This window comes from Methylomonas rivi, from assembly GCF_024505165.1.
GTDB classification, from domain to species: domain Bacteria; phylum Pseudomonadota; class Gammaproteobacteria; order Methylococcales; family Methylomonadaceae; genus Methylomonas; species Methylomonas rivi.
Map to the genome: position 1 here is coordinate 13256 of NZ_JANIBK010000026.1, position 26396 is coordinate 39651.

Genomic DNA, 26396 nt, shown 5'->3' on the forward strand with positions numbered 1-26396 from the left:
TCGAAGTGTTTAAGTCTATAAACCCAACACCCTAAACTCGGTACATGGGCGGGACCGCTGCCAAACGCGCTCGAATTCTTCCTGTAATCGACGGTTTTTCGCCGGCAAATTCGGGCTCCAATGGCCTTCGTAGCGATTGCCGAGCAGGCGAAATAAATAGCCGCCGCTATCGTTCAGCAGGAATGCGGACAGATATTGCAAGTCCTCGGCTTCCACCGGCGCGCATATCTGAAAATGCGAAGTCAATCTTTGCGCCAGTTCCAGGACGGGGTGAGTCTGACCTCTAAGGTTGGCGGGTTCTTGAATGATGATCCGCACACCGCCGCCGCGATTGCGTAGCGCAAACTGCTTCAGCGCTTCCACGATTTCGTTGTGCCCGTAAAGCGCATACTCCAAATCCCGGCTGTAAATAGTCAGTTGCCGCCGCGCATCGGCAATCAATTGCAGTGTGGCGGCGGATGCGGACTCCAGCGTTTCCAGACGCATGGCTTGCACTGACGCCGCCGCGGGTTTGGCTGTCCGCCGCACGGACTTATCCAGCGGCTGCAACAGCAAGCGCAGGGTTTGATGAGGAATGCCGGCCGCCACGAATACCGCGCCTTCCTCGACAAATCCGGCTTTGCGGTAAAAATCCAGCGCGGCAAGTTGCGCATCGGCCGAAACCGTTTCCAGGCCCAGCTGGCGAGCTTTTTCGAGCAGAAAACGCAACATGGATTGACCAACCCGCTGGTTGCGCCAATCACGCAACACCGCCATGCGGCCGATTTTTCCGTCGGGCGACAAGCGGCCCGTGGCTATGGGACGAGACTGCTCGTCACGGGCAATAACGTGGTGGCATTGCCGGTCGAGTTCGTCGAACTCGACTTCGGGCGGTATCCGGTGTTCGAGCACGAACACTTCATGCCGCACATAATGCAGCGCGTCAAAATCGACTTCATAATTGGCGGGTTCGAGATAAAAGTTTGTGATTTGCATAGGTCGAAAACGATGGCAAAAGAAGCGGACGTTACATCAGCCAATCCGGCCGCAGCAGCATGGCCGCCGCCAAACCCAGCATCACGGTGCCGCTGAGCAGCTTTAACCAGCGGCCGGATTGTTCGGTGAGTTTGCGGCTGCCGAGGGTGGCTACCGCAATCGCCACCATCAGCGAGTCATCGGCGATGTAGCCGACGATATACAACAACAGATAAGCGTAATACTGCGGCATGCTCAAACCTTGTTGGCTTAGCACGGCGGTATAAATCGCCGGCAAACCAGCCGTGCAGAGCAGTTCGATAAAGTTGACCAGCACGGCCAAAACCGTCACCGAGATCAGCGAAGCCGCCAAGGCTTCGGTCTGCAGCAATTGTCGCATGCGGGCATACAAACCGGGTTTGGCCGCCTCCGGTATGGAAAAGGAAACGCCTTGCTTGAAGGCGAAATAGTCTTTCACGTTCACGGCGCCGATCACAACAGCCAAGCCCGCCAGGGTCCAACGCACCGGGTTGGACATACCCATCAGCAAAAACACATTCAGCCAGGCGGCCATAAAGGCGTAATACACCGCGCCGCTGACCAACACGAAGGCGCCGGCCACCACGGCCATCCGTTGCCGATTTTGTAATCGGATTAACAAAGACAATAAAAACAGCAAAACCCACATCGCGCAAGGGTTAAAGCCGTCCAGCAACCCCAGGGCCAGCGTAAAGAGCGGCAAACCCAAACGCTCGACACTGATGTCGCCGAACCAGCCGGCCCGTACCGCTTGACTAGCGCTTACCGCGTCATCGATGAAGGCCAACAGCACCGGACCGCTGGTTTCGGCATCGTTAAAACCCACCAGCACTTTATCGTGCATCGCGAAAGTCGGCACACCCGGAGGCCAGATGCCATGCCGTTGAGACAACGAGATCAGTTCGCCACGGGCGCCGGAGTCTTGGTCCAAGGAGCGGTAGACGATTTTAAGATGAGGGCGTTGCGCGGCAATGCGCGGCAGGTATTTTTTGGCTTCGGCGCAATGCGGGCAACCGTCTCGGACATAGACTTGTAAAACGCCCGTTTCGGTTGCCTTGCTTGCCGGGATGAAGATAAACAACAGCAGCAAAAGCCGCGGCCAAAAACCCATCGACCGCTTGCCCTGAAAATCTAACCCGCCCGTTATCCTAATGCCGGCCAATAATACGGACATCGCGCGCAGCTATTCCGGTTTAGGTCTTTTGTGCGATCAGCGCCAGCATGTCTTCGCGCTGAATGACTTCTTTTTCCTGCAACAACTCCGCCAACCGATCCAGCAAGACCCGCTTGGCGCTCAGAATCTCCATCGCGCGCGTTTGGGCATTCTCCACCAGTTGCTTGATTTCGGCATCTACGACACGCGCGGTTTCCTCGCTGTAATTGCGTTGCTCGGACACATCGCCGCTCAAGAATTGCAACTGCTGGCGATGGCCGTAAATCAGCGGCCCGAGTTTTTCGCTCATACCCAGATAGCAGACCATGTTACGGGCGATTTCGCTGGCTTTTTCCAGATCGTTTTGCGCACCGGTCGACACGCTGTCCAGAGCCAATTGCTCCGCCACCCGGCCGCCCAACAGTATCGCCAACTGATCCTTCAGCTCTGCTTCGGTGGACAGGTATTTTTCCTCGACCGGCAATTGTAAGGTAAAACCCAGGGCGGAGACGCCGCGCGGGATGATGGAAATTTTATGTACCGGCTGGCCGGTCGGTACGGTTTCGGCGACCAGCGCGTGGCCGGCTTCGTGGTAGGCCACCCGGCGTTTTTCCTCAGGGCCCAGCACGCGGTTTTTCTTTTCGGGCCCCGCCATGACCCGGTCGATAGCCGCTTCGAAATCGGCCATGCCGACGCTATCGCGTCCGCCGCGCGCCGCCAGAATGGCCGCCTCATTGGCGATATTCGACAAATCGGCGCCGACAAAACCCGGCGTGCGTTTGGCCACGGTTTCCAAATCGACATCCTTATCCAGTTGCATGGCCTTGCTATGCAATTTGAGGATGGCAATACGGTCGACCAAATCGGGTTTGTCAACCACGATTTGCCGGTCGAAACGGCCGGCCCGCAGCAAAGCTTTGTCCAGAATTTCCGGCCGATTGGTGGCGGCCATCACCACCACGCCGGCGGTCGGGTCGAAACCGTCCATTTCGGTCAGCAATTGATTGAGGGTTTGCTCGCGTTCGTCGTTGCCGCCCATGATGGCCGGGCCGCCGCGCGAACGGCCGATGGCGTCCAATTCGTCGATGAAGATGATGCAGGGGGCTTTTTGCCGAGCCTGCTCGAACAGATCCCGCACCCGCGCCGCGCCGATGCCGACGAACAATTCGATGAACTCGGAGGCGCTGATATTGAAAAACGGCACGCCGGCTTCGCCGGAAACCGCCCGCGCCAGCAGGGTTTTACCGGTACCCGGCGAACCCACCAGCAGTACGCCTTTCGGCATCCGCCCGCCCAGCTTTTGCAGTTTTTCAGGGGATTTTAAAAACTCGATGGTTTCCTTGAGTTCCTGCTTGGCGCTTTCCGCGCCAGCCACGTCGTCGAAGGTAATTTTGACGGCTTCCTGTTGAATCTTGATTTTATTGCCCAGATTCAAAAATCCGCGCCCCGCGCCGCCGGTCATGCGCGGCAGCAGCCACATCCAGATGCCGGCAAAAATGGCGATGGGGATAATCCAGTTGAACAGGATATTGCTAAGCCAGTTGTCGCCGCTTCTGACCAGGTATTCGACTTTGTGATCCTGCAGGTTTTTGGTCAACGACTCATCCCACAAGGGGATGGTGAAAAACTGGCTACCGATTTTTTTATCTTCGGCTTTCAGGGTGCCGTTGATAAAGCGCTGCGTCACCACGGCCTTTTCGACTTTGTTATCGCTAACCAGGGTCAGGAACTGGCTGTAGGGAATCTCCCGACCCAGCGGTTTTTCGCCGCCGGCCAGCAAGGATAGCAGCAGAATGCCCAGCACCGCATACAGGATAAGCCGGGAAGGTTTGTTCGGCGGTTCATCCGCTGCCTTGGATTTGCCGTCGGGCTGTTGCCGAGGCTTGATCAGCGATGCCAGCGCCTTTTCCAGCCAGCGCCAAGCCAGGCACAACCAATCCCATAAGGTTTTGTAGATTTCGATCAGTTTTTGCTTGTCTAGCATGACACGTTACTCCCGATGCAATCATTAAACGCTTAATTTATGCGGTTCCGGCGGCCCGGCCTTATTGGCTAATCCCGCGACAGTTGCCGATACGCCCCACTGTAATATAACAAGGGATCGCCGCCGCGACAGATTACTTTTTGTACCTCGCCGATTACGATCCAATGCGTGCCGGCCAAGACTTGCTCGACCACTTTGCATTCCAGACTGGCCAGCGACTCGGTCAATAACGGCGCGCCGTTATCGCCCGCCTCCCATGCCACGCTGGCAAAGCGTTCTTCCTGGGTACCGCCGCCGGCGAATTGATTGGAGACAGTTTGCTGTTCCGTGCCCAGTATGTTGACGGCAAACTGTTTTTGCTCCAGCACCACCGCGCCGGTATCGGTATTTTGATTCAGGCAGACCAAAATTTGCGGCGGCTCGACGGACACGCTGCTGAACGAGGTCGCGGTCATGCCTTTCAGGCCTTGCTGTTCGGATTGCGCCGTCACCACGGTGACACCGCTTGCCCATAGTTTCAGGGCATTTTTAAATTGACTTGCATCAACGCTCATAAATTTCTCTTGGATTATAACCATTACCGATTAAGGGTTTAACAGCTTTTTCAAATCGTAGTGATAAATAAAGCCCGGCAAGGCAAATACCACAAACAGACACAGGGTAGCGACATAAAATTCCCATTGCTGGCCATGCACTTCGCCGGTCAATTTGTTTTCCAGCGCCATGACCAGCAGACCTACCAAACCGTAACATAACAGCCATTCCAGCCAGGGCCAACAATACCCCGTAAACGCTGTTGTGGGCCATTAATTTTTCGGCCGCATATGCGGGAACAGCAACACATCGCGGATGCTCGGCGCGTTGGTAAACAGCATCACCAAACGGTCGATCCCTATGCCCTCGCCGGCCGTCGGCGGCATGCCGTGTTCCAGCGCGGTGATGTAATCGGCGTCGAAATGCATGGCTTCGTTATCGCCGGCTTCTTTTTCCTCGACTTGTTTTCTGAAACGCTCGGCCTGATCCTCGGCATCGTTCAGCTCGGTAAAGCCGTTGGCAATCTCGCGGCCGCCGACGAAAAACTCGAAGCGGTCGGTGACGTGCGGATCGTCGTCGTTACGCCGAGCCAAAGGCGACACCTCCACCGGATAGGCGGTGATGAAGGTCGGGTTCATCAGCCGGTGCTCGACGGTTTTTTCGAAAATTTCGATCTGGATTTTGCCCAAGCCGTAACTGTCCTTCAGCGGAATTTTTAGATTTTCCGCCACTTTAACGGCCGCTTCACGGCTGTTCAGATCGGCCAGAGTCAGATCGGGATTGAAATGCAGAATCGACTCCAGCACTGTCATGCGCGCGAACGGCTTGCCGAAATCGTATTGCTCGCCTTGGTATTCGATGATGGCTTTACCGACGATATCTTCGGCAATGCCGCGCAGCATGGCTTCGGTTAAATCCATCAGGTCGCCGTATTCGGCATAAGCCTGATAGAACTCCAGCATGGTAAATTCCGGGTTATGCCGGGTCGACAAACCTTCGTTGCGGAAGTTGCGGTTAATCTCGAACACCCGCTCGAAACCGCCCACCACCAGCCGTTTCAGATACAATTCCGGCGCGATGCGCAGATACAAGTCCATGTCGAGCGCGTTGTGAAACGTGGTAAACGGCCGCGCGGTGGCGCCGCCGGGAATCACCTGCATCATCGGGGTTTCCACTTCCAGGAAATCGCGCTGGGTTAAAAAATCCCGAATGTAATTGACGATTTTGGAGCGCATCAAAAAGGTTTTGCGCGCCTCGTCGCTCATGATCAAATCCAAATAACGCTGGCGGTATTTGATCTCCTGATCGGCAATGCCGTGGAATTTTTCCGGCAGCGGCCGTAGCGCTTTGGTCAGCAAGCGGATGCTGTCGACTTTGACGCTCAGTTCGCCCGTTTTGGTTTTGAACAACACGCCTTCCGCGCCGACGATGTCGCCAATATCCCACTTTTTGAACTGGTCGTTGTAGACGCCTTCCGGCAAATTATCCCGCGCGACGTAAACCTGGATCTGCCCGGACATGTCCTGCAAATGGCAAAAACTGGCCTTGCCCATGATACGGCGGGTCATCATGCGGCCGGCGATTTTGACCCGGATCGGCTCGGCCGTTAATTCTTCTTCGGACTTTTCGCCGTATTCGGCTAATAGCTCCCCCGCCACCACGTTGCGGCGGAAATCGGTCGGGAAAGCGATGCCTTCCTCGCGCAGGCCGTTCAATTTTTCCCGGCGTTGTCTGATCTGTTCTTGTTCGTCTTGTTCGAGTTCTGACATGTACTTATATTGCGTTTATTAAATTAAGAAGCCATGCATAAGTTGGCACGATCATGGTGATTGAAATTGAACATAGATATTCTGATGCCCAGTTTCCATTTTTCCCTGCTCAACTCGCACGTAATCCAGAGAAGTTATCAGTTTCCCCAATTTGCTGAATCCGTAGTTTCTTGGATCAAAAGAACTATCAACTCTGGGAATATAACTGCCCACACCACCTAAATTCGCCCATCCATCATCTTCTGATGCGGACTCAATAGCATCCTTGATGAGCTTTTTTAGACTTTCATCCTTAGATGGGTCAGTTACTTTCGGACTTTGGAATTGTTCGGACAGCTTACGTTCATCAGCCGTGCTATCGCTGACTTTCGGAATGGATGACTTACCTAAAACAGAGTTGATTTCCAAGACCGCAACATCATCCTCCATAATGGTTTCAGTAAAAATGAACTTATTGCAAGCAGCGCGAAATGGCTCCGGGGTATTCCTTTTCCCAATCCCTATGACTTCAAGCCCAGATTCTCTAATGCGAGTAGCCAATCTTGTAAAATCACTGTCGCTCGAAACCAGAAAAAAACCATGAAATTTGCCTGTATAAAGCAAATCCATTGCATCGATAATTAACGCTGAATCGGTGGCATTTTTACCGGTGGTATAACTAAATTGCTGTATTGGTTGAATAGCATGCTTGTTTAGAACTCCTTTCCATGAAGCAAGCTGAGTGCTTGTCCAGTCTCCATAGCATCTACGCGATGTGGTATCACCATAACGAGCGGTTTCCGTTAAAACGGCATCAATAGACCTAGCTTGAGCGTTGTCCGCGTCAATTAGTAAGGCAAAGCGTTTATTGTCGGATAATTGCATTCCTTCTCCCTTAAGTTCGGTTGATCGGCACGCTACGCATGGCTGTTAAATTCAACCGACGGCTTACCCGCAATCAACCCAAATACTGAAATATCCTCATCAATCTGCGGCCAATGTATACCCTCGCCATCACCTAAAATTTCATAGTCCGCTCGCTGTTGCGCATCCGCTTTTGCCAAGCGCGGAAACCAGACGATGGGAACCGAAATATGTCGCCCATCCGCTAAAAACACCGTCAGCTCCTGTTCGGTACAAGTAACCGACGATGCTCTAGGCATCTCAACGGCTAAAGAATTCATTCCAGGCCTCCAATAAAATGGGTTGATTTTCTTCAACCAGTTTATTCAACTTAGTTAATTCGTGCGCGGAAAAACCACTGCTGCTAGCGTAAGCAACCGGTTTGAGCCAAAATTTTGCCAAGGCTTTTTCATATTGGATATGAATATGCGCGGGCTCGCCATTTTCATTGCTGTAAAAGAAAAAGCGGTAACCGCCAATCCTCAATACAGTGGGCATAAATCAACAGCTAGCAAAATTACAAGCCGCTCTTCAAACTGGCTTCGATAAACTGATCCAGCGCACCATCCAACACCGCCTGAGTATTGCCGGTTTCGACATTGGTGCGCAGGTCCTTGATGCGGGATTGATCCAGTACATACGAGCGAATCTGGCTGCCCCAACCTATGTCTGACTTGGAATCTTCCACCGCCTGCTGGCTTTCGCTACGTTTCAGCATTTCCATTTCATACAGCTTGGCTTTCAACTGCTTCATCGCCGTATCTTTATTCTTATGCTGTGAGCGGTCGCTTTGGCATTGAGTTACGATGCCGCTGGGCGCGTGGGTTATCCGCACCGCCGACTCGGTCCTGTTGACGTGCTGACCACCGGCGCCGCTGGCACGGTAGACGTCGATGCGCAGATCGGCCGGGTTGATCTCGATTTCTATATCGTCGTCGATTTCCGGCGAGACGAAAACGGAAGCAAACGAGGTATGCCGGCGGTTGCCGGAATCGAACGGCGACTTGCGCACCAAACGATGCACGCCGGTTTCGGTACGCAACCAGCCGAAGGCGTACGGCCCTTCGAATTTGATGGTGGCGCTTTTGATGCCCGCCACGTCGCCGGGCGATTCTTCGATCAGTTCGGTTTTAAAGCCCTTGGCCTCGCCCCAACGCAAATACATGCGTTCTATCATCGAAGCCCAATCCTGGGCTTCGGTGCCGCCGGAACCGGATTGAATATCCAAAAACGCATTATTGGCATCCATTTCGCCGCTAAACATACGCTGAAATTCCAGATGGGCGACCTGCTTTTCGTACTGTTCCAGGTCGGCGGCCACGGTATCGACGGTGTCTTCGTCATTTTCTTCCACCGCCATCAGCAGCAATTCTTCGGCGTCGTTCAGTCCCTGTTCCAAATCCTTGATGGTCAGGACGATGTCTTCCAGCATGGCGCGCTCTTTACCCATCGCCTGTGCCTGTTCCGGTTTGTTCCAAATCGTCGGGTCTTCCAATTCGCGCAGCACTTCTACCAAGCGTTCGCTTTTGCTGTCGAAATCCAGGTAGATTTTCAGCCCGGCGCTACGTTCGCGTAAATCGGCTATTTTGTATTTAATGGGATTAATTTCTTGCATGCACTCTCAAAACCCAAGCAAACACCGGACTTACCCGGCGACTAGAAAAAGCTTGTAATTATAAACGATTACGCAACCGTCTTGCTCGGGTGGTTTTGCAACGACCAGACAATGCAACCGATACCGGCCAGAAAAAACGGAATGCTAAGCAATTGTCCTGCCGTCAATGCCAAGCCTGTGTCATACATGGCTTGCTCGGTTTTGAAATATTCCAACAGAAAGCGCGCACTGAACATCATGACAAGAAAACAGCCGAACACAAACCCCGGCTTGCCGGCTTGCTTTTTGTAAATTTGCAAGCAAACACCATACACCAGCAAATACCCCAAAGCCTCGTACAATTGCACGGGATGGCGCGGCAATGGATCGACCCGGGCGAAAATTACCCCCCAAGGTTCTTGAGTCGGCAAACCCAAAATTTCCGAATTGAAAAAATTCCCAATCCTGATTAAAGCGCCGGCCAGTGCTGTCGGAATAGTCACTCTATCCAGCAACCAGAAATAACTATCGCCAAATCGACGCCGATATAAATATAAAGCGGTCAGTATGCCTATTGCGGCGCCATGACTAGCCAAACCGCCTTCCCATATTGCCAGAATCTTGACGGGGTGCGACAGATAATAGGCCGGGTCGTAGAACAAAGTATGTCCCAATCGAGCGCCGACTATGGTGGCGATCACCATATACCAAAGCAAGGTATCCAGTTCTTCGACATTCCGACCCTCGCGCTGATATATCCACTGCATGGTCATAAAACTGCCGACGAAACCCATGGCGAACATCAAGCCATACCAGCGGATTTTTATGAGGCCAAAGTCGATAAAAATAGGATCGATATTCCAGATGAAATGTTGCATGAGTTTATTGGCAAGAAATTGAATGAAGACGTTATTTAACGATTGTAACCCTGCATGCTGTTTTATGCGCCATTACATATTGCGGTAAACTCCGAACGACCAAGCTTTGAACCATGCCTATATTTCACGCCATGCTGACCATTGACTGTTTACCGGTATTAAACGACAACTACATCTACCTGCTCCGCGAAACCATTAGCCAACAAACGGCAGCGGTCGACCCGGCCCTGGCCGAGCCGGTACTGAAGGCCTTGCGGCGGAAGGGTTGGCGGCTGGATTATATTTTCAATACCCATCATCATGGCGACCATGTCGGCGGCAATTTGCAACTCAAGCAAGCGACCGGATGTAAAATTGTCGGCGCCGCGGCGGACCGGGCCCGTATTCCCGGGATCGATATTGCTGTTAATGAAGGCGACCAAATTCAGTTGGGCTCATGCAATTTCAAGATTATAAACACCCCCGGCCATACCTTAGGGCACATCGTTTATTACTGCGCCGACAGCCAAATCTTGTTTTGCGGCGACACCTTGTTTTCCCTGGGATGCGGGCGCTTGTTCGAAGGTACCGCCGAGCAGATGTGGCAATCGCTGCAAAAATTAAAAGCCCTGCCGGACGATACCCGCATCTACTGCGCTCACGAATATACCCAAGCCAACGGCCGCTTCGCATTGACGCTGGAAGCCGATAACCCGGATTTACAGCGGCGGATGGAGGAAGTCGCGTCTCTACGCGAAAACAATCGGCCCACCCTACCCTCGACTATTGCGTTGGAAATGGCCACCAATCCGTTTCTGCGCGAACACAGCCCCAGTCTCCGCAAAGCGGTGGCGGCGAATGATGCCGATACACCGGCGCAGGTATTTGCAAAAGCAAGATCATTGAAAGACCGGTTCTGATCAGCGCTTGCCAGCCTTGATAATCGCAAACTTGGCGTTGCCGGCCACGGCATCCCAGTTGCCGAACAGCTTTTTCAAATGCACATGATAGTTCAAATGCCGGTTGCCTATCACCCGCAACTCGCCGCCCTGACGCAACACCCGCCGGGCCTGTTGAAACATCTGCCAGGCTATCTGATCGCCGATGACGTGTTGCTGATGAAACGGCGGATTACAGACGATGCAATCCGCGCTGTTTTCCGGAAAACCCGTTAGACAATCCCCGACGATAAATTCAGCCTGCCGCTGTCCGGCGAAGGCGTGCATAAAATTGTCTTTCGCCGAGGCAATCGCCATGTACGACTCGTCGACGAACCGAATCCGCGCGTCGGGCAATTGTTGGCCGATCACCAATCCCACAATCCCATTGCCGCAACCCAAATCGATAATATCCCGTTGGGCGGGATTATCCGGCAGGTGTTGCAATAAAAACCGAGTGCCTATATCCAGACTGTCGCGGGAAAATACATTGGCGTGATTACTGATCAAAAATTCGGAATGTATACCCTTTACGGTATTTTCCAGCCGATAGCGTACTGGATAAGGATTCGCCGGTATTGACAACCGGGAATCGAGACTGGCAAAAATCAGCCGGGCTTTTTTGACCGCCAGCGAAGTACGGGTCGGCCCGATCAGGCGTTCCAGGCATTTCCAGACATTGGCGGTTAAGGTTTTGACCATGCCAGCCACAATAATCCTGCTGGTTTCCTTCAGTAAGGGACGCAGGGTATGTAACTGATATTCCAACAATGCCAGGGTTTTAGGTGCTTTGATCAGCAAATAATCGATAGGCTTGTCCGGCAAACTCAGGCTATCCAACAAGTTGATATGCGCAATATCCAGATTGTTTAAGCGGGCATTATCGAGCGTAGCCTGCCGGGACAAAAAAGAATCAGAAATCGCCGTCGGCCGATAGCGGTGCAGCGCCAGGGCCAGCGCGCCAAAGCCGTCGTTTAAAATCGTAATCCGCGATCCGGCGGCGGGCACATCCTCGTTAGCCAAATAACTAAGCAAATAGTTATCCGCGGCATCCCAAGCCTGTAATACATCGTTTTTTCGGTACGGCAGCCGCCTTAGTTGCAGGCTGCCTGGGAGTTCGTATTCGGTTTGCATGGATGCTTCAAGACGATAGCGACAATTTGCCACGCGGCTTTATGTCACATTTTCAGATTGGTAAAGCCCGGCTAGACTACAAGCAACTCTTGTATGCGTCCTTCGGGATAAGAGTTACTTCCCTCTTAGACGGTCGGCTCTCTTCACGGTCCGACCGTTTTTTTTTGCGCCTAAAAACCCGCTTGGCGCATGCCAAACAAGCGATAAAAATTGTTGCGGGACAATTCGGCAATCTCCTCGACGCTGGTATGGCGCAATTCGGCTATCTGTTCCGCCACATGGCGCACATAGGTCGGATAATTGGGTTTACCGCGATAAGGTACCGGGGCCAAATAAGGCGAGTCGGTTTCTATCAAAAATCGGTCGGACGGCACCTTTTGCGCCACTTCTTGAATGGCCTGGGCGTTTTTAAAGGTCACAATCCCGGAAAAGGATATATAAAAATTCAGTTCCAGGGCTTTTTCCGCATACGCCCAGTCCTCGGTAAAGCAATGAATAATCCCGCCGACTTGATCCGCGCCTTCGGTTCTCAGCACATCCAGGGAGTCGTGTCCCGCTTCGCGGGTATGAATGATTAGCGGTTTGTTTAAGGTTTTGGCGACGCCGATATGGTTTCGAAAGCGCCTATGCTGCCATTCCAGATCGCCTTCGCTGCGAAAATAATCCAGGCCGGTTTCGCCGATGGCGATGACTTTGTCATGCCGGGCCAATTGCATCAATTCATCCACGGACGGCTCTCTGCCTTCGGTAACGTTGGGGTGCACGCCGACCGAGAGCGAAATATCCGGGTATGGCTCAACCAGTGCCAGCATGGCCGGATACGACTCCAGGTCTATGCCGATACACAGCATATGTTCAATCCGCTTGGCGCGGGCATCCAATACAAATGTGTGAAAATCGTTGCGGTAAGGCTTGAGATCAATCCGATCCAGATGACAGTGCGAGTCGATAAACATGAAATAGGGTATGAATAGCAGCCGGGCCCGGTATTAAGCCCGAAGAATGATCACATGGTATGGGTGGAGCGGTCGTTTTCCAAGGCACCGGCCAAATAGGTTTCGATTTTATTGCGCGCCATGCCGCCGTCCTGGTCGCTGAACTGTACGCCTATGCCGGGGGCTCGGTAACCCTCCGCGCCTAACGGCGTCTTCCAGATAATTTTGCCAGCAATCGGCAGTCTTTCGGTTTCTTCCATTAAATTCAACAACATAAACACTTCCTCCCCCATTTCGTACTCCCGCTTGGTGGGAATAAACAATCCGCCGTTTTTGATGAACGGCATATAGGCCGCATACAGCGCGTTTTTGTCTTTAATGGATAAGGACAAGATACCTTGCCGAGGTGCTGTTTCTGCCATAAGGTTATCGGATGTTGAGTTGCGACCAGCTGATTAATAGTTGCTCAAGCAGCAATTGTTTATTGATTGGCGTACTCAATTGCGACCTAGCAATCAGCAGGCTATCGTAAAACGGGTAAACCCGCTTTAATTCTAGCCGCTTGGCAAGGGCTTGCAAGGGTTTTTTCATATCCGGATTGCATAGCTGGCCCGGTTCGATTTGCCAAGCGCATTTAATCAGATCAGCCACCCACCCCAGCATCCAGGTCAACAACACATGCAAATCCAGGGCCGAAGGTTTTTGCCATTGCTCGGCCAATGCCACCAGGTTATTTTTGCCTTCGGCGACTTGCAGCCAGGCATTGAAATAATCTTGCCTGACGGCGATAAAATTTTGCCGGGCGTATTCTCTGGCGAGTAATGGCGCGCCTTGAGACAAACTTAACAGCACATCGCTATTTTCGCCGGTCCCTTGCTGCTTTAACCACTCCGCGGCTACATTTCTGTCCGGCGCTTCGCACGTTAACATTTGGCAACGGCTGCGAATGGTGGCGGGCAAACGGGACGGCTTTTCCGTCAGCAATATCAAGCAGGTGCGCGCCGAAGGCTCTTCCAGACACTTTAAAAAAGCGTTCGCCGATGCGTTGTTTAAACTATCCGCCGGGCTGATGATCACCACTCGCTGCGTATCGAATTGCGGCTTTAACGCCAGCTTGACGATCAGCTGGCGAATTTTATCGATACCGATCGCTTTACCCGGCTCGTCCGGCTCTACCAGCAAAAAATCCGGGTGGGTTTTCGCCTCGAATAATTTACAACTCTGGCATTGCCCGCAGGCGGCATAATCGCTTAGCGGTGCATGACACATTAAAGCCCGCGCATAAACTTCCGCCAACCGCCGTTTCCCGACCCCGGAAAGCCCGGTCACCAGTAACGCTTGCGGAATCCGCTGCGACTCGATATAGCCCAACAAATGCCGCCAGACGGCTTGTTGCCAGGGATATACGGCGGGCGGCATCATGATACTAATGCCTCAATCGCGCGGCCGATCTGGTTTTGCACCTCGGCCAACGGCATCGCGGCATCGATGATGCTGTATCGCCGGGGTTCTTGGCGGGCGCGGGTTAAATAGGCTTGCCGTACCCGCTCGAAAAAATCGCGTCGTTCGCTTTCGAACCTGTCCAGCTTACCTCGGTGTTGAGCACGCAATAAGCCTGTTTCCACCGGCGCATCCAGCAACAAAGTCAGGTCGGGCCGCAGTTCGCCTTGCACGGTACTTTCCAGCCAGGCGATGATCCGATTATCCATATTGCGCCCGCCGCCCTGATAGGCATAGGTGGCGTCGGTAAATCGGTCGCTCAGCACCCATTTCCCTTGCGCCAGGGCAGGCAAAATGACATGCTGTACATGTTGCGCGCGCGCCGCAAACACCAGCAATAATTCCGCCTGCGGCGTGATGGATTCGCTGTGCTTTTCAAGCAGCAGTTGGCGAATTTTTTCGGCTAACTCGGTGCCGCCGGGCTCTCGGGTAAGCAGCACATCGATCTGTTTTTGCGCTAATAAATGCCGGATAAATTGCAGATTCGTCGATTTACCGACCCCTTCGCCCCCTTCCAGGGTGATAAACCGGCCGCGCGTCATCGTTGATAAAGTTCCACATATTTTTCGTGCGCGCCATAGGTCGCGGAAAAGACATGCCGGCCATTGCCGCGCGCCACGAAAAATAAGGCATCGCCGTCTGCCGGATGCAGTGCGGCATGTATGGCATCCTTACCTGGCATGGCTATCGGCGTGGGCGGCAGGCCTTTATTGACATAGGTGTTATACGGCGTCGGCTCCCGCAAATCGCTACGGCGGATATTGCCTTGGTAGCCGTCGCCCATACCGTAAATAACGGTGGGATCGGTTTGCAGCAACATGCCCATTTTCAAACGGCGGGTAAATACGCCGGCGATTTTTTTACGCTCTTCCGCCGCTGCGGTTTCCTTTTCGATAATCGATGCCAAAATCAACGCTTCGTAAGGGCTTTCCAGCGGCACGTCCTGGTCGCGCTTCTGCCATTCGGCGGCAATCAGGCGCTGCATTTTGTCGTGGGCGCGTTTTAGCAACTCCACATCCGAGCTGTTTTTTTCAAAATAATAGGTATCGGGAAAGAACAATCCTTCCGGATGGGATTTATCCGATCCTACTTTAGTCATCAGCTCGGTTAATTCATCATCCGACAGGGTGTGCTGCAAATTCGGATTGTTCTTGATTGCTTGGAAAATCTGTTTAAAACTCCAGCCTTCCGGAAAAGTAATGGCATAACGCCGGGTTTTGCCTTCCGTGAGCAAAGCCAAAATATCGGCGGCGGTAGCCCCTTTATTCAGCACGTACTCGCCGACTTTCAACATTCTGTCCAGATGAGTCCGATAGGCGAACATCTTGAACCAGAACGAATGAATCGCAATATGCCGGGCTTTTAATTGTCTGATTACGCTATCCAGCGTGTCGCCTTTTTTAATTTCCAGGCTAGTAGTGTCTGTCACCACCGTTTTTTTCAACAGGATCTGATAATGCATCCCACCCCAAATTAATAGCAGTCCCAGCACCATCAAGCCGGTAAACGCGACTATGCTTCTGATCATAAGTTTGCTTCCTCTTCGCATGCTCCCGCATACCATTGCTGAATATCGCGGGTGATCCTTCCCACGTCAAAGCACTGATTTTCAAGCTGTTTTACCGGCCAAACACCGATGACCGAATTGGTCACAAACACTTCGTCGGCCTCTAAAACGTCTTGCTTATTAAAGTGATTTTCCGCTAGCCCCAGGCCATAGCGGATTGCGAACTCTATCACAATTTGACGCAAAATCCCTTCGATACCGCAATTTACGAGCAGAGGCGTATGCAATATGCCCGCTTTGGCAAAGAACAGATTGCTCATGGTTCCTTCGACGATGCAATCATTGCTATCGAACATCAAGCCTTCCTGCACAGACTCGTCCCACCATTCCGCTCTCGCCAGAACTTGCTCCAGCCGGTTCATGTGTTTGATACCGGCCAAGCCGGGATTGATCGCCAAACGCCACTCGCAGAACCGCGCAACGATACCGTCGGTTTGATAGCTATCGGGATAGTTGGGGCTGGGATGCAGACTGAACAGCCGCGTGGGTACGATTTGATCGGGCTGCCGGTAACCTCTGCCGCCAATACCGCGCGTGACCATCAGTTTTAAAACGGCCCGGTCGGCGCCGGCCGACAGTTGCCGGGCTTCCGACTCAAGCAAGGACAAATCGGGTGGCGGTATGAGCAATCGCCGGCAGCCTGCCAGCAAACGGTTTAAATGCCGTTGCAGAAATAGCGGTCTGCCGTTACATACTGCTATGGTCTCGAATAGACCATCGCCATATTGAAAGCCTCGATCGGAGACATCGACACAGTGTCTGCTTTCGCCATTTAATAAAAACACGGGCAGACACTGTTTGGAAGCGGGGTTTATTGATAGCGCTTTAACACCAAAGTACCATTGGTGCCGCCAAAACCGAAAGAATTGGACATGGCAATCTCTATCTTCATATCCCGGGCGATATTGGGCACATAATCCAGATCGCACTCGGGATCGGGATTTTCCAGATTAATGGTTGGCGGTGCGATTTGATTTTGAATCGCCAGCGAAGTCAGTACCGCTTCAATGCCGCCCGCAGCACCCAACAAGTGCCCGATCATCGATTTGGTGGAACTCACTGCCACTTTATAGGCATGTTCGCCCAGCGCGGTTTTCATGGCGTGCGTTTCCCCAACGTCGCCCGCCGGAGTAGATGTGCCGTGTGCGTTGATGTAGTCGACATCGGCGGGATTCAGCTTGGCGTCGCGCAAGGCATTGCGCATGCAGCGGGCCGCCCCTTCGCCGCCCATGGAAGGCGAGGTAATGTGGTAAGCGTCGCCGCTCATACCGTAACCGACCAATTCCGCATAAATTTTTGCCCCGCGAGCCTTGGCGTGCTCCAGTTCTTCAAGCACGATCACACCGGCGCCATCGCTCAATACGAAGCCATCGCGGTCTCTGTCCCAAGGCCGGCTGGCTTTTTGCGGATCGTCGTTTCTGCGCGACAAGGCTTTTGCCGAGGCAAAGCCGCCCATCGCCGTCGGCGATGTAGTGCAACGCTCGGCGCCGCCGGCGATCATCACATCGGCATCGCCGTATTTTATCAAGCGCGCCGCATCGCCGATATTGTGCGTACCGGTCGAACAGGCGGTCACGATGGAAAAATTCGGTCCTTTCAAGCCGTATTTAATCGAAAGATTGCCGGAAATCATATTGATGATGTTACCGGGCACGAAAAACGGCGAAATCTTGCGCGGCCCGCCCGCCACATAGGTGGCATAACATTCTTCGATACCGGTAATGCCGCCGATACCGGCGCCGACCGCCACCCCGATACGCTCGGAATTTTCGTCGGTCACTTCAATCCCGGAATCCTCAAACGCCTGACAACCGGCCGCGATACCGTAATGGACAAAACCGTCCATGCGCTTGGCATCCTTCTCCGAAATGTAGTCGCCGATATTGAAATTTCTGATCACACCGCCGAACGTGGTTGCAAAACTGGAAATATCAAAGGAATCAATAGGACTAATGCCGCTTTTGCCGTTGATTATGCCATTCCAGGTATCGGCAACATTATTCGCTAAAGGCGTAACAGCGCCTAAGCCCGTTATAACAACTCGACGTGTGCTCACAGTAAACTACCGTTTCAGTTAGAGGTAATCGGAGGGGAATGGCGAAAGGAAGCTAGTGCCTAAAGCACCAGCTTCCTTGAACAACTTATTGCAGATTGGCGTTGATGTAATCAATGGCCAATTGTACGGTGGTGATTTTTTCAGCTTCTTCGTCTGGAATTTCGCACTCGAATTCTTCTTCCAGAGCCATGACGAGTTCAACTGTGTCTAAAGAATCCGCACCAAGATCATCAACAAAAGACGCATCGTTTGCGATTTCTTCTTTCACGCCTAATTGCTCTGCGACAATCTTTTTTACTCGTTCTTCGATATTACTCATATTTTTTTCCTCGAACAATGCGAACGCCCGACTTGCGGCATCCACCTTATCTTTAGTGTTGTATTGTTAATTTGAAATCCCGTCACAGGCAATGCCAAACGACTTGATGGATTATACTTGATGTTCAAAAAAATTCACAACATTAGCAGCTACAATTCCAAGCATTTGATTGCTAATGCGTTTTAGAACTCAAATTTTTGATGATTTCTTCCAAAGGCACCAAATTCAGCTTAATTCTGAACAAAATAGCCCTATTTTCCAGCACCCCATAGCATTCGTAGGTGCGCAGCATGATGCTGGTTTGATTGAGCGTATTGTGTTTGGATTCGGGCAATTGCTTGACCAAAATATGTAATTTGTCGTTATTTTTAACCTGCTCCAAATGCACCCGGTCCACGGAAAAATCGTGCGAGGTGTAGACCATCGGGTTGCGCTTGAAATCATGGTTTTCCAATTGCGCCTTCTCCAGCAAAGCACCCGACGTCAAACTGCATGGAAATACTTCCGGATAATGCGCCATGTGCTCCAGTTCGTCGAAATAATCCGACTGTTCCGCCAAGGAACCGGACAAAAAGTTCTTCACATTGCCATTGGTCAGCCACTTGCGCTTTAGAAAAAAATCCGTGCCCGGCACGACGGATTTATCCGGCACCGCGTTCAAATCCGGCAAGCCGCTTAAATCGGTATCGCCCAAAAACAGCGGCGCCTTGGTTTCTTTTTTATAGCCCAGCAAGATGGTTTTACCCTGCGATTTAATGGCTATTCGATTAGTCAGCGTCAATTCGGGAATCGTGGCAATCAAGGTTTTTTTAATATCCAGCGATAATTCCTGCCGGGGCCGCAAGGCATTTACAAAGGTAATCTGGTAATTACTGAAACGCAGCTGATTTTCGGCGATGATTTTGTCTTCATGATGCGCTTCCCGGTACAGTTTCATCTGGTGCTCGATCAGGGTATTCATCTGAAACCCCAGCACGATCGGCCCCTTGAAGGGATTATGGGTTACCTGCAGCCATTTATGTTTGTCATGAAACAGATTGAAATCATCGGAGGCGGCGCGCGCCACCTCGATGTGGATTTGATCGAAAATAAACGGCGTTTCTTTGGTCATGGTTTTTTTACTGATCGGTTTCGACTATTTTAGGCATATTTCGATTGATCAGAAAATAGACCAGCGGTATCACCACCAGCGAAAACAAGGTCGAGGCGATAATGCCGAAGATGAAACTCCAGGCCAGACCGGAAAAGATCGGATCCAGCACGATCATCACCGAACCCAACACTGCGGACGCCGCCGTCAAAAAGATTGGGTTCAAGCGGGTGGCGCCGGCTTCGACGATGGCGTCGGCCAGACTGATATCCGGTTTGTTACGGTAAATATTCTCGATAAAGTCGATCAGAATGATCGAGTTGCGCACCACGATGCCGGCCAGCGCGATCATGCCTATCATCGCCGTTGCGGTGAAGTAGACCGGATCGGCATATTGACCTACATCCGAGGCAAACAAATTGATGAACCAGAAACCCGGCATGATGCCGATCACGGTCAGCGGAATCGCGATCATCATGATCAGCGGCACGCCCAGGGAACCGGTCTGGCCGACCAGCAGAATGTAGATCATCACCATGGCCGCCGCGAACGCCAAACCCAAATCGCGGAATACGTCGACGGTGATCTTCCACTCCCCTTCCCCCGCCATTTCGGCTTTGTAACCCGCCGGCAACGGCTGCTGTTCCAGCTTATCGCCCAAATCCCACACCGCTTCGACCGGACTGCGACCGGCCATTTCCGCCAGCACATAGGAAACTCGCTGCAGGTTTTTGTGATAAATGGTCTGATCGCCGTGCTCGTGTTGGAAATGGCCGAGTTCGCTCAAGCGCACCAAATCGCCGTGGGCGGACTTGACCGACAACGCCAATAAATCGGCTTCGGACGAGCGCACCGCGCGCGGCAATTGCAGTTGTATCATCAGCGGCTGCCGTTCGCTGGCGATATGCAAGGTGCCGGCCATGCCGCCATCGACCGCCAGTTTCAAGCTGTTGGCCACTTGCTGATTGCTGATACCCAGTAACGCGGCTTTGTCTTGGTCGAGAATAAAGTGCAAGCGGGCCTGCTCCGCTTCGACATAATCGTCAACATCGACCACGCCGTCGATTTTCTGCAGATGGCCGCGTACTTGATTGGACACTTTAATGATATCGCCGTAATCGGCTTCCGGCGGACCATAAATTTCCGCGACCACACTAGCCAATACCGGCGGTCCCGGCGGCATTTCAACGATCTTGATATTGGCGCCGTATTGCTGTCCGATACGGTCGATGTCCGGGCGCATTCTCAGCGCAATCGCGTGCGATTGCTGTTCGCGCCGGGTCTTGTCCACCAACACCACCCGCACGTCGCCGACATAGGCGCCGTGGCGCAAATAGTAATGCCGCACCATGCCGTTAAAATCCATCGGCGAAGCCAGCCCCACATAAGACTGGTAATTGCTCACTTCATTAACCGTCGACAGATAGCGCCCCAAGGCCGTCGCCACTTCATCGGTGGCTTCCAGCGAAGAGCCACGCGGCATATCTATCACCAATTGCAGCTCGTTTTTGTTATCGAACGGCAGCAGTTTCAACGGCACTACCCGCGTCACCGCCATCAGGGTCGACAACACGAAGGCGACAAACACCGCCGCTAAAAACCAAAAGGCCTTGGATTTATTGGCCAGCAACGGCGCCAGGATGCTTTGATAGACTTTGAAACCGCGGGTTTGTTTTAAATCGAACTCCGGCCCATGGTCCTTGCCGTAATCGCCCTTCAACAGCCGGTAACTGGCCCACGGCGTCACGGTAAAGGCAATCACCAACGACATCAGCATCGCGATCGGCACATTAAAGGCCATCGGCGCCATATAGGGCCCCATCATGCCGGTAATGAAAAACATCGGCACGAACGACATGATGACGGCAAAGGTAGCCAGAATGGTCGGCGGCCGGATTTCGTCCACCGCCGTCAGCAAGGCCTGTAGCGGCGGTTCCTTGCGCATCTTGTAGTGGCGATGGATGTTTTCCACATCCACGATTGGATCGTCGACCAGCAAACCCAGCGACAAAATCAACGCAAACAGCGTGACCCGGTTGATGGTGTAGCCGAAGACCAAATCGCACAGCAAGGTGATGGCAAAAGTCATCGGCACCGCCAGGGACACGATCAGCGATTCCTTGAAACCCAAAGTCATGGCCAGCAACACTATGATGGTCAATATCGCAATGGACAAATGCATCACCAGCTCGTTGACTTTATGGTCCGCCGTTTCGCCGTAATTGCGGGTCACGCTCACCAATACATCATCCGGAATCAAACTGCCGTGCAATTGCTCAGTCAACTCCAACACCTGCTCGGCGACGGCGACTGCATTACTGCCCCTGCGCTTGGCTATGGCCAGCGTCGCCATGGACCGTTCTTCGCCGACGGACGGCAAGCCGCCATGCGCCTGGCCCACCGTATGCATATGTTCGACACCCGGGCCGAAGCCGATGCGGGTGTAATAATCGGTGTCTTGCGGCCCATCGACGATCTCGGCCACGTCCCGCAGATACACCAAGCGGCCCGCGACATTTTTCAGCACCGTCGCGCCAACCTGTTCCAGGGTTTGATAATGGGGCCCGGCTTCCAGGATAATTTCCCGGTTATTTTGATTCAGACTGCCGGCTCGCAAATTGACATTGCTTTGCGCCAAGGCCTGCTGCACCTCCAGCATGCTGACTTGGCCGGCTTGCAGCTTGGCCGGATCGGGATACACGGAAATCCGCCGTGGCGCCGCGCCTATCACCCAGCTATTGCCGACATCTTCCACCGCCCGCAAGCGCTCTATCAGCTCCTCGGCGATACGGCGTATGGCCATGCTATCCGCGCCATTCTTGGGAGCCGACAGGCTCAACAACAAAATCGGCACATCGTCGATCTCAACCGGTTTGACCACCCAATTACTGACACCCGGCGGAATTACATCCAGATTGGCTTCCAGTTTGTCGCGGGTCTTGATCAAACTGTCTTCTATGCTTTCTCCCACCACATAGCGCACCGTCACCAACGCTTCGCCGGGGCGGGAGGCCGAATACACGTATTCCACGCCTTGAATCTGTTTCAACAGCACTTCCAACGGCGTGGTGACGCGTTTTTCAACTTCTTCGCTAGTCGCCCCCGGATATTGCACGAACACATCCATGACCGGCACAATGATCTGCGGATCTTCCTCGCGCGGCGTCAATACCAATGCCGCCGCGCCGGCCAACACGGAAATCAGCAAAAACAGCAGCGATAAATGCGAGGTGGTAAATAAGCGTACGATGCTGACCGTTAAGCTGTCTTTTTTTGTTTCGGGCGCCTGATTCATTCCGCCAACCCGCCGTCAGTTAAAATGGATTCGCCCTCATGCAAACCGGACAACACTTCGATCCGGTCGCCGAACTGCTTGCCGGTACGAATATGCCGGGTATGCACCTGCCCGCCGTCGACGACTTTGACCGCCTGCAATTGACCGTAATGCAATACCGCCGTCTCCGGAATCAGCAAGGCTTGGCGATCGGCCTGGCAACTCAATTCCAGCCAGCCGTACTGGCCGTGCTGCAATCCGTCCGACGCCGGCAATTTAACCTTAATCATCTGGGTATGCGTCCGCGGCTCGATTTCCGGAGCGATCTCATCCACCTTGGCCTCAACCGACTGATGAATCGCATCCAACCTTACCGTTACCGGCATGCCTAGTTTGACCTGATCCAAACAATGGCTGGCAATGGCCGCTTCCAGGCGCAAATCTTCCGGTTTATGCATCAAAACCACGGCATCGCTGGGCATGGCCATATCGCCCGGCTCTTTCAAACGCGCGCTAATCACGCCGTCGAAAGGCGCATACAGGACGTTCTCGCCCAACATGACCTTGGCCTGCTGGGCCGCGCTGGCCGCCTGACTGGCCATGGCGCGGGCCGCCTTGGCCTGTGCCAGCACCGCATCGTAATTTTGCCGGGTGGCCGCCTGTTTTTGATACAGATCGATGATGCGCTTTTCGTCCGCGCCGGCCTGCCCGGCCTGCGCGGATGCAGCAGTCTGTGCCGCCATAGCGGCGTTATAGGCCGCGCGCAAATCCCTATCGTCCAAGCGAGCTATCACGGCACCCTTTTTTACCGTATCGCCGGGGTTGACGACGACCTCCAGGATGCGCGCATTCAACTTAGGCGCTATTTTCGCCACCGTTCGAGAGCGAACCGTTCCCTGCCAAGACAACGCATTCGAGGTTAACTGCCGGCCCACTTGATAAACTTGCGCTCCGGCAGGCAGCGGTTGATTGACCCCGGCCGTGGTTCCCGGCTCCACTTTTTCCGGACCGCCCAAAATGCCCAAGGCATAAAAAATCACCAGCAATAGCGCGCCTATGGCAGCGGACGGTATCAGCCATTTCTTTTCGGTAAATAGGGCTTTGTTTTCTGACATAACGGTTATCCTGTGTCTGCTTAATTCCAAAAGCCGGTGGCTTGATTTAATTCGGCTTCCGCGCGCAACGCATCGTAACGGGCGGAAATATCGCGGGTCTTGGCTCTATCCCGCGCCACTTCCGCTTCGATATAGCGCGTCACCGTCACCACCCCGGCATTACGCTGCTCCTTGACCAATCGCAAAGCTTCTTCGGCGGCCGTTACCGAGACCGAGGTGACTTGCTCGCGATTTAATGCTTCCCGCAGCCGCAGTTGGGCGGTTTTCACCTGGTTTTCCACCCTCAAACGCATCTGCCGGGCGGCTTCCCGCGCCGCCGTCAGCTCGTGCTCGGCTTTTTTGACTTTTTCCTGCGTTGCGAAACCGGAAAACACATCCACTTCCACCGTCACGCCGGCGGTCACGTTGTCGCGGTTGCTGCTAAACGCCAGATCCTTGCTATCCGAGCCGTAGCTGACAAAAGCGTCCGCCCGCGGCAAATACCCGGCTTGAGCGGCATTCAGCTGCTGCTCGGCTATCGCTACTCGTTTTTCGGCGGCTTTCAGCCCGGGATGTTGGCTCAAGGCTTGGCTCAACAAAGCATCGAACTCGGCCGGCGCCGCCGGCAGTGGCTGGCTAAGGTTTTCACTAATCGTAAACGCCTGTTCCGAGGATAAGCCCAACAGCGTTTTCAGCATCGCCATGGCTATCTCTATCGCATTGGCCGCCTGGATTTGCGCATCCTTCGCTTCCGCCAGCTGCACTTCCAACGACAATACATCGGACTTTAATAAAGTGCCTGCATCGTATCTAACCCGGCTTTGATCCAATTCGCTTTGCACGGCTTCGATGGAACGCAGGCTTAATTCATGCGCATCCTGGGCGGCCAGATAGCCGTAAAAGGCGGCGGTCACGTTATTGATCAAATGATGGCGGGTAGCGGTTTTTTCCAATTCGGACGTTTCCACGCCTAACTCGGCGGCTTGACTCAAATAGTAATCCTGCCCGCCTCTAAACAATGAATACGTCGCCGTTACCTGAGGCCGGTAATTATCGACGCCGCCGGGATGATTAAAATCGCCGCCATTCAAATTCAAACGCCGTTGCGCGATGATCATGGAAAAAGCCTGGGCCGGGTTGTCGCTATGTTGATACGACAAACCGGCTTTCACTTGCGGATAAAAGCTGGCCAGCGCTTGACCCAATTGCGCGTCGGCTTGATCGATGCGAGCCTGCATGATGCTGATTTCAGGATTATTTTCCAATGCAAAATCAATCGCTTGCTGCAAAGTAAAGACACCTGCGTTAGTAACGGCACCTGCTTTACCGGATACAACGGCCACCGTCACCAGGACGACGGCAAGGTGTTTAAAAAGTAATCGCATAAGCGCACCCATGGCTAGTATTTAAGATTTCTCTAATATTGTAACTCAGGCTGTTGCCGGCGGCAATTTCCTCAGTATTATCCAACTGTAGACGCAAGTCGAAAAAGCGATTGAATTAAAAACCCGAAATGAATGCTTGAAATGTTCTATCAGCATGGTAACTTTATCGCTCTTAACATAATAATAACTACCGAGAGGACAAATCGTATGAGTATTGATGACAACAATAACGAATCAGAAACCCAAAACCAAACGGAACAACCCGAGCAACCTGCACCCCAAAGCAACGAGACTCTTGAAACAGCTCAAAAGACTGCCGGTAATTTGGTAGCCACTTTACTTGAACTGAAAGAATCGAATCCTAAAGTTTTCTTTGGCGGCATTGGCGCAATCGTTTTAATCTTCTTGATTATGATCATGTCCGGCGGTTCTGATCCAAAAATACCGGTGCATCAAGCCAAAGCCATTGTTCCCGGTCAAAGTTATGTATTGAAAAGCGCCAACGCCTACGACCCGACCGCAACCATTCGTTTAGTCGCCGTACCCGGTTCCATGGCCGCATATGACGATACCGAGGAAGCGGACCGCGAAGGCGCTTGCAAACATATGCCGCAAGGCACTCCGGTTAAAGCCATTCAATCCCAAGACGCTTACGGCAAAAAAGATGTATTTGTAGAAGTGGAAATGACCTCTGGCGAATGCGAAGGCAAGCGCGGCTGGGCATTGGCAATCGATTTACAATAATTTTTTAAAAAAATATTGACGCAAAAAATATTTTATTTATAATGCACGAATCGAAAGCAAAGCGGGAATAGCTCAGTGGTAGAGCACAACCTTGCCAAGGTTGGGGTCGCGAGTTCGAGTCTCGTTTCCCGCTCCAAATTCAAAAAAGCCGCGTAGTTCGCGGCTTTTTTATTTCGGACAAAGGCTGCGTAGCAAAGTGGTTATGCAGCGGCCTGCAAAGCCGTATACACCGGTTCGATTCCGGTCGCAGCCTCCATTAGTCGATTCAATACGGTTCAATAGAATACAAAAACCCGCAAGTCATAAGGCTTAGCGGGTTTTTTATTGTCCAGTGACATACAATAAAAATCAGTAACAGCTTGCAATTTATGCAGTAAGTTTTACAGTAACAGCAAAAAACCACTGTTACTGCATTCGGAGTTACTGCAAAGGGCTAAAGAATTACTGACAGATGTTACTGTTCGCAACGCCAAGCCGACCGAGAAAGACCAACGTTTAAACGACGGTAGCGGGCTTTATCTGCTCATCAAACCCAACGGTGCGAAATGGTGGCGCTTTGATTACAGCATCAACAGTAAGCGAAAAACGCTATCT

The 26396-nt window shown here is 52.7% G+C and carries 27 protein-coding genes and 2 tRNA genes; 5 read left to right on the plus strand and 24 right to left on the minus strand.

The window, feature by feature from the left end:
* Positions 1-15: 15 nt before the first annotated feature.
* The 11 genes from NP596_RS07175 to lgt all read right to left on the minus strand — a co-directional run bounded on the left by NP596_RS07175 (position 16) and on the right by lgt (position 9787).
* On the minus strand, positions 16-975 hold the full coding sequence (locus tag NP596_RS07175) for a GNAT family N-acetyltransferase (protein ID WP_256614616.1): 960 nt from the start codon (positions 973-975) through the stop codon (positions 16-18).
* A gap of 31 nt (positions 976-1006) precedes the next feature.
* A complete protein-coding gene (locus NP596_RS07180) occupies positions 1007-2104 on the minus strand; it encodes a glutaredoxin family protein (RefSeq protein WP_256614617.1) in 1098 nt (365 codons plus the stop codon).
* A gap of 82 nt (positions 2105-2186) precedes the next feature.
* Positions 2187-4130, minus strand: a complete 1944-nt coding sequence (ftsH, locus tag NP596_RS07185) for an ATP-dependent zinc metalloprotease FtsH (protein ID WP_256614618.1) — start codon at positions 4128-4130, stop codon at positions 2187-2189.
* Positions 4131-4198: 68 nt separating this feature from the next.
* Positions 4199-4684 carry a flavin reductase family protein gene (locus NP596_RS07190; protein ID WP_256614619.1) on the minus strand — a complete coding sequence of 162 codons (486 nt, stop codon included), beginning with the start codon at positions 4682-4684 and terminating at the stop codon, positions 4199-4201.
* A 30-nt stretch (positions 4685-4714) separates the two neighbouring features.
* The gene (locus tag NP596_RS07195; RefSeq protein WP_256614641.1) at positions 4715-4897 is read right to left on the minus strand and encodes a DUF2818 family protein; all 183 of its coding nucleotides are present in this window, start codon (positions 4895-4897) and stop codon (positions 4715-4717) included.
* Between the two features lie 39 nt (positions 4898-4936).
* The gene (gene lysS / locus NP596_RS07200; RefSeq protein ID WP_256614620.1) at positions 4937-6433 is read right to left on the minus strand and encodes a lysine--tRNA ligase; all 1497 of its coding nucleotides are present in this window, start codon (positions 6431-6433) and stop codon (positions 4937-4939) included.
* Between the two features lie 51 nt (positions 6434-6484).
* Complete coding sequence (locus NP596_RS07205; protein ID WP_256614621.1) at positions 6485-7297, minus strand: NYN domain-containing protein; 813 nt, start codon at positions 7295-7297, stop codon at positions 6485-6487.
* 32 nt (positions 7298-7329) lie between these two features.
* A complete protein-coding gene (locus NP596_RS07210; protein ID WP_256614622.1) occupies positions 7330-7596 on the minus strand; it encodes a DUF2442 domain-containing protein in 267 nt (88 codons plus the stop codon).
* Complete coding sequence (locus NP596_RS07215; RefSeq protein ID WP_256614623.1) at positions 7577-7813, minus strand: DUF4160 domain-containing protein; 237 nt, start codon at positions 7811-7813, stop codon at positions 7577-7579. Before NP596_RS07215 ends, NP596_RS07210 begins: the two co-directional genes overlap by 20 nt.
* Positions 7814-7832: 19 nt before the next feature.
* Positions 7833-8930: a peptide chain release factor 2 gene (prfB, locus tag NP596_RS07220; RefSeq protein WP_256614624.1), complete on the minus strand. Its 1098-nt coding sequence runs from the start codon at positions 8928-8930 to the stop codon at positions 7833-7835.
* Between the two features lie 68 nt (positions 8931-8998).
* Positions 8999-9787 (minus strand): prolipoprotein diacylglyceryl transferase, encoded by a 789-nt coding sequence (gene lgt, locus NP596_RS07225; RefSeq protein WP_256614625.1) that lies wholly within the window; start codon positions 9785-9787, stop codon positions 8999-9001.
* 131 nt (positions 9788-9918) lie between these two features.
* On the opposite strand from lgt, the gene gloB reads away from it, so the two are divergent.
* Positions 9919-10686, plus strand: coding sequence for a hydroxyacylglutathione hydrolase (gene gloB / locus NP596_RS07230; protein WP_256614642.1), 768 nt, complete (start codon positions 9919-9921; stop codon positions 10684-10686).
* Here gloB and NP596_RS07235 read toward each other — a convergent pair whose 3' ends face one another.
* From NP596_RS07235 to NP596_RS07295, 13 genes are all read right to left on the minus strand, one after another.
* The gene (locus tag NP596_RS07235) at positions 10687-11838 is read right to left on the minus strand and encodes a methyltransferase (protein ID WP_256614626.1); all 1152 of its coding nucleotides are present in this window, start codon (positions 11836-11838) and stop codon (positions 10687-10689) included.
* 170 nt (positions 11839-12008) lie between these two features.
* Positions 12009-12794 carry a TatD family hydrolase gene (locus NP596_RS07240; protein WP_256614627.1) on the minus strand — a complete coding sequence of 262 codons (786 nt, stop codon included), beginning with the start codon at positions 12792-12794 and terminating at the stop codon, positions 12009-12011.
* Positions 12795-12844: 50 nt separating this feature from the next.
* Positions 12845-13195, minus strand: a complete 351-nt coding sequence (locus tag NP596_RS07245; protein WP_013820077.1) for a PilZ domain-containing protein — start codon at positions 13193-13195, stop codon at positions 12845-12847.
* Positions 13196-13199: 4 nt separating this feature from the next.
* Positions 13200-14195 carry a DNA polymerase III subunit delta' gene (locus NP596_RS07250; RefSeq protein ID WP_256614629.1) on the minus strand — a complete coding sequence of 332 codons (996 nt, stop codon included), beginning with the start codon at positions 14193-14195 and terminating at the stop codon, positions 13200-13202.
* Positions 14192-14815, minus strand: coding sequence for a dTMP kinase (gene tmk / locus NP596_RS07255; RefSeq protein ID WP_256614630.1), 624 nt, complete (start codon positions 14813-14815; stop codon positions 14192-14194). The genes NP596_RS07250 and tmk overlap by 4 nt, the downstream gene beginning before the upstream one ends.
* A complete protein-coding gene (gene mltG / locus NP596_RS07260) occupies positions 14812-15801 on the minus strand; it encodes an endolytic transglycosylase MltG (RefSeq protein ID WP_256614631.1) in 990 nt (329 codons plus the stop codon). The genes tmk and mltG overlap by 4 nt, the downstream gene beginning before the upstream one ends.
* Positions 15798-16625, minus strand: coding sequence for an aminodeoxychorismate lyase (gene pabC / locus NP596_RS07265; protein ID WP_256614632.1), 828 nt, complete (start codon positions 16623-16625; stop codon positions 15798-15800). Before pabC ends, mltG begins: the two co-directional genes overlap by 4 nt.
* 26 nt (positions 16626-16651) lie before the next feature.
* Positions 16652-17896 (minus strand): beta-ketoacyl-ACP synthase II, encoded by a 1245-nt coding sequence (gene fabF / locus NP596_RS07270; protein ID WP_256614633.1) that lies wholly within the window; start codon positions 17894-17896, stop codon positions 16652-16654.
* 85 nt (positions 17897-17981) lie between these two features.
* Positions 17982-18215, minus strand: coding sequence for an acyl carrier protein (acpP, locus tag NP596_RS07275; protein WP_013820083.1), 234 nt, complete (start codon positions 18213-18215; stop codon positions 17982-17984).
* Positions 18216-18387: 172 nt separating this feature from the next.
* The gene (locus tag NP596_RS07280) at positions 18388-19326 is read right to left on the minus strand and encodes a hypothetical protein (RefSeq protein WP_256614634.1); all 939 of its coding nucleotides are present in this window, start codon (positions 19324-19326) and stop codon (positions 18388-18390) included.
* A 7-nt stretch (positions 19327-19333) separates the two neighbouring features.
* Positions 19334-22600 (minus strand): efflux RND transporter permease subunit, encoded by a 3267-nt coding sequence (locus NP596_RS07285; RefSeq protein ID WP_256614635.1) that lies wholly within the window; start codon positions 22598-22600, stop codon positions 19334-19336.
* Complete coding sequence (locus tag NP596_RS07290; protein ID WP_256614636.1) at positions 22597-23694, minus strand: efflux RND transporter periplasmic adaptor subunit; 1098 nt, start codon at positions 23692-23694, stop codon at positions 22597-22599. The genes NP596_RS07285 and NP596_RS07290 overlap by 4 nt, the downstream gene beginning before the upstream one ends.
* Positions 23695-23714: 20 nt before the next feature.
* Positions 23715-25058: a TolC family protein gene (locus NP596_RS07295; RefSeq protein WP_256614638.1), complete on the minus strand. Its 1344-nt coding sequence runs from the start codon at positions 25056-25058 to the stop codon at positions 23715-23717.
* Positions 25059-25190: 132 nt separating this feature from the next.
* Between NP596_RS07295 and NP596_RS07300 the strand changes: the two genes are divergently transcribed.
* From NP596_RS07300 to NP596_RS21990, 4 genes are all read left to right on the plus strand, one after another.
* Entirely contained in the window at positions 25191-25802 is a 612-nt protein-coding gene (locus NP596_RS07300) for a hypothetical protein (protein ID WP_256614639.1), read from the plus strand.
* A 61-nt stretch (positions 25803-25863) separates the two neighbouring features.
* A tRNA-Gly gene (locus tag NP596_RS07305) sits at positions 25864-25938 on the plus strand.
* 46 nt (positions 25939-25984) lie between these two features.
* Positions 25985-26058: transfer RNA gene (locus NP596_RS07310), tRNA-Cys, on the plus strand.
* 188 nt (positions 26059-26246) lie between these two features.
* Positions 26247-26396, plus strand: a 150-nt coding sequence (locus tag NP596_RS21990) for an Arm DNA-binding domain-containing protein (protein WP_371927914.1), incomplete at its 3' end; no start/stop codon positions are given.

Bases quoted from the DNA above. Each gene is read 5' to 3' on its own strand.
- prfB (WP_256614624.1), bottom strand. From the start codon at position 8,930: ATGCAAGAAATTAATCCCATTAAATACAAAATAGCCGATTTACGCGAA.
- tmk (WP_256614630.1), bottom strand. From the start codon at position 14,815: ATGACGCGCGGCCGGTTTATCACCCTGGAAGGGGGCGAAGGGGTCGGT.
- NP596_RS07175 (WP_256614616.1), bottom strand. From the start codon at position 975: ATGCAAATCACAAACTTTTATCTCGAACCCGCCAATTATGAAGTCGAT.
- NP596_RS07240 (WP_256614627.1), bottom strand. From the start codon at position 12,794: ATGTTTATCGACTCGCACTGTCATCTGGATCGGATTGATCTCAAGCCT.
- ftsH (WP_256614618.1), bottom strand. From the start codon at position 4,130: ATGCTAGACAAGCAAAAACTGATCGAAATCTACAAAACCTTATGGGAT.
- NP596_RS07180 (WP_256614617.1), bottom strand. From the start codon at position 2,104: ATGGGTTTTTGGCCGCGGCTTTTGCTGCTGTTGTTTATCTTCATCCCG.
- NP596_RS07190 (WP_256614619.1), bottom strand. From the start codon at position 4,684: ATGAGCGTTGATGCAAGTCAATTTAAAAATGCCCTGAAACTATGGGCA.
- lysS (WP_256614620.1), bottom strand. From the start codon at position 6,433: ATGTCAGAACTCGAACAAGACGAACAAGAACAGATCAGACAACGCCGG.
- NP596_RS07290 (WP_256614636.1), bottom strand. From the start codon at position 23,694: ATGTCAGAAAACAAAGCCCTATTTACCGAAAAGAAATGGCTGATACCG.
- NP596_RS07245 (WP_013820077.1), bottom strand. From the start codon at position 13,195: ATGGCAGAAACAGCACCTCGGCAAGGTATCTTGTCCTTATCCATTAAA.
- NP596_RS07205 (WP_256614621.1), bottom strand. From the start codon at position 7,297: ATGCAATTATCCGACAATAAACGCTTTGCCTTACTAATTGACGCGGAC.
- NP596_RS07300 (WP_256614639.1), top strand. From the start codon at position 25,191: ATGCTTGAAATGTTCTATCAGCATGGTAACTTTATCGCTCTTAACATA.
- NP596_RS07280 (WP_256614634.1), bottom strand. From the start codon at position 19,326: ATGACCAAAGAAACGCCGTTTATTTTCGATCAAATCCACATCGAGGTG.
- NP596_RS07285 (WP_256614635.1), bottom strand. From the start codon at position 22,600: ATGAATCAGGCGCCCGAAACAAAAAAAGACAGCTTAACGGTCAGCATC.
- NP596_RS07235 (WP_256614626.1), bottom strand. From the start codon at position 11,838: ATGCAAACCGAATACGAACTCCCAGGCAGCCTGCAACTAAGGCGGCTG.
- NP596_RS07215 (WP_256614623.1), bottom strand. From the start codon at position 7,813: ATGCCCACTGTATTGAGGATTGGCGGTTACCGCTTTTTCTTTTACAGC.
- gloB (WP_256614642.1), top strand. From the start codon at position 9,919: ATGCTGACCATTGACTGTTTACCGGTATTAAACGACAACTACATCTAC.
- NP596_RS07210 (WP_256614622.1), bottom strand. From the start codon at position 7,596: ATGAATTCTTTAGCCGTTGAGATGCCTAGAGCATCGTCGGTTACTTGT.
- NP596_RS07295 (WP_256614638.1), bottom strand. From the start codon at position 25,058: ATGCGATTACTTTTTAAACACCTTGCCGTCGTCCTGGTGACGGTGGCC.
- NP596_RS07250 (WP_256614629.1), bottom strand. From the start codon at position 14,195: ATGATGCCGCCCGCCGTATATCCCTGGCAACAAGCCGTCTGGCGGCAT.
- mltG (WP_256614631.1), bottom strand. From the start codon at position 15,801: ATGATCAGAAGCATAGTCGCGTTTACCGGCTTGATGGTGCTGGGACTG.
- acpP (WP_013820083.1), bottom strand. From the start codon at position 18,215: ATGAGTAATATCGAAGAACGAGTAAAAAAGATTGTCGCAGAGCAATTA.
- lgt (WP_256614625.1), bottom strand. From the start codon at position 9,787: ATGCAACATTTCATCTGGAATATCGATCCTATTTTTATCGACTTTGGC.